Origin of the sequence: Methylobacterium sp., assembly GCF_019750675.1 — a bacterium.
In the GTDB taxonomy this organism is placed as follows: domain Bacteria; phylum Pseudomonadota; class Alphaproteobacteria; order Rhizobiales; family Beijerinckiaceae; genus Methylobacterium.
Window position 1 is genome coordinate 1 of sequence record NZ_JAIEOF010000338.1, and the last position, 1,912, is coordinate 1,912.

At 71.7% G+C, this 1,912-nt stretch carries 2 protein-coding genes; both read right to left on the minus strand.

What is annotated here, in order from left to right; genetic code table 11:
* Nucleotides 1-1,386, minus strand: a 1,386-nt coding sequence (locus K2X24_RS17125; protein WP_292499536.1) for a hybrid sensor histidine kinase/response regulator, incomplete at its 3' end; no start/stop codon positions are given.
* Nucleotides 1,368-1,832, minus strand: a complete 465-nt coding sequence (locus tag K2X24_RS17130) for a response regulator (protein ID WP_292499537.1) — start codon at nt 1,830-1,832, stop codon at nt 1,368-1,370. The genes K2X24_RS17125 and K2X24_RS17130, both read right to left, overlap by 19 nt.
* Nucleotides 1,833-1,912 lie beyond the last annotated feature (80 nt).

The following is a 1,912-nucleotide window of genomic DNA, read 5'->3' on the forward strand; positions in this document are numbered from 1 at the left end:
GTCCACCACGAGGATGACGGGCCGGTCGCCCGGGCTGCGCCGGGCCGCGCAGTCGACGGGCGCGGCCGGCGCCGCGGCCGGGAGCGCATCGGCCTCGGCGCGGGGCAGGTAGACCCGCACGGAGGTGCCCTCGCCGAGCCGCGTGTCGATGCGGACGCCGCCGCCCGACTGCTTGGCGAAGCCGTAGACCTGCGCGAGCCCGAGGCCCGAGCCCTTGTCGACCGGCTTCGTCGTGAAGAACGGCTCGAACACCCGCGCCAGCACGTCGGGCGCGATGCCCGTGCCGGTGTCGCTCACCGCCACCATGACGTAGGCGCCGGGGGCCGGCTCCTCCGCGCGGGCGGGGGCTTCCGTCAGCGTGACGTTGGCGGTCTCGATGGTGAGGCAGCCGCCCACCACCATGGCGTCGCGGGCGTTGATCGCGAGGTTCAGGATCACGAGCTCGATCTGCGTCGCGTCCACAAGGGCCGACCAGAGCTCGGGCTGCAGCGTCATCTCGATGCGCACGGCGCCGCCGATGGAGCTCTGGAGCAAGTCGCGCATGGAGGCGACGGTGTGGTTCAGTTCCACCGGGGTCGGCGCCAGGCGCTGGCGGCGCGAGAAGGCGAGGAGCTGCGCGGTGAGTCGGGCACCCCGGTCGGCCGCGCCCCGCATCATGTCGAGGCGCCGTTTCGAGCGCTCGTCGGATACGGCCCGGCCCAGGAACTCGATGTTGCCCGAGATCACGGTCAGCAGGTTGTTGAAGTCGTGGGCGACGCCGCTGGTGAGCTGGCCCACCGCCTCCAGGCGCTGGGCCTGGCGCAGGGCCTCCTCGACGCGCTCCCGCTCGACCACCTGGCGCTGAAGCTCGGCGTTGGCCGCTTCCAGCTCGCGGGTGCGGGCCTCGACCCGCGCCTCCAGGGTCTCGTTCAGGTCGTGCAGGTCCCGCAAGGCGCGCTCGCGCTCGGCCAGGGCCCTGGCCTCGGCGAGCGCCCGCATGATGGTGCGGGGCAGGCGGTCGAGGCGCTGCTTCGTGACGTAGTCGGTGGCGCCGCGCTTCAGGGCCTCGACGGCGACTTCCTCGCCGAGCGCGCCCGAGACGAAGACGAAGGGCGTGCCGGGGCAGCGCGCGCGGGCGATCGCCAGGGCGCCGAGCCCGTCGAAGGTGGGCAGGATGTAATCCGCCAGGATGAGGTGGTGCGCCCCCGGTTCCGCCGCGCGGGTGAAATCGGCCCGCGTCATCACCCGGTCGAGGGTGTAGGGGTGGCCGAGGTCGTCGAGGAACGCGACGAGCAGTTCCGCGTCGAGATCGCTGTCCTCGAGAAGGAGGATCCGCAGAGGATCCGGCCCGAATCCGGCCGGGGGAAACGGGTCCGCCGCGATGTCCCTCAGGTGTTCGATGGCCATTCTCCCCCACGGTGCGGCGGCGGCTCGTTCAGGACCGCCCAGAAGACCCCGAGGTCCTGGATCGCCTCGAAGAAGTCCGAGAACCCAACGGGTTTGACCACGAAAGCGTTCACCCCGAGGTCGTAGGAGCGGACGAGGTCGGTCTCCTCGCGCGACGAGGTCAGCATCACGATCGGGATCGAGCGCGTGCGCAGGTCGCCCTTCACCTTGGCCAGAACCTCGAGGCCGTCGACCTTCGGCAGCTTCAGGTCGAGGAGCACCACGGCCGGGTCACGGGTCTCCCGGTGGGCATGCTCGCCGCGCCGGTAGAGGAAGTCGAGGGCCTCGGCGCCGTCGCGGCAGATCACGATCTCGTTGGCGAGCTGGCTCTTTTCCAGGGCCGCCAGGGTCAGCTCGATGTCGTTCGGATTGTCCTCGACGAGCAGGATCGGCTTCAGGTCGGGCATGGGTCAGCGTGACTCCGTGAGGTTCGACGCGGCCCGGTCGCGGGCGGTCGGGTCTGCCCCGCGCGGGGACCAGGCGGTCG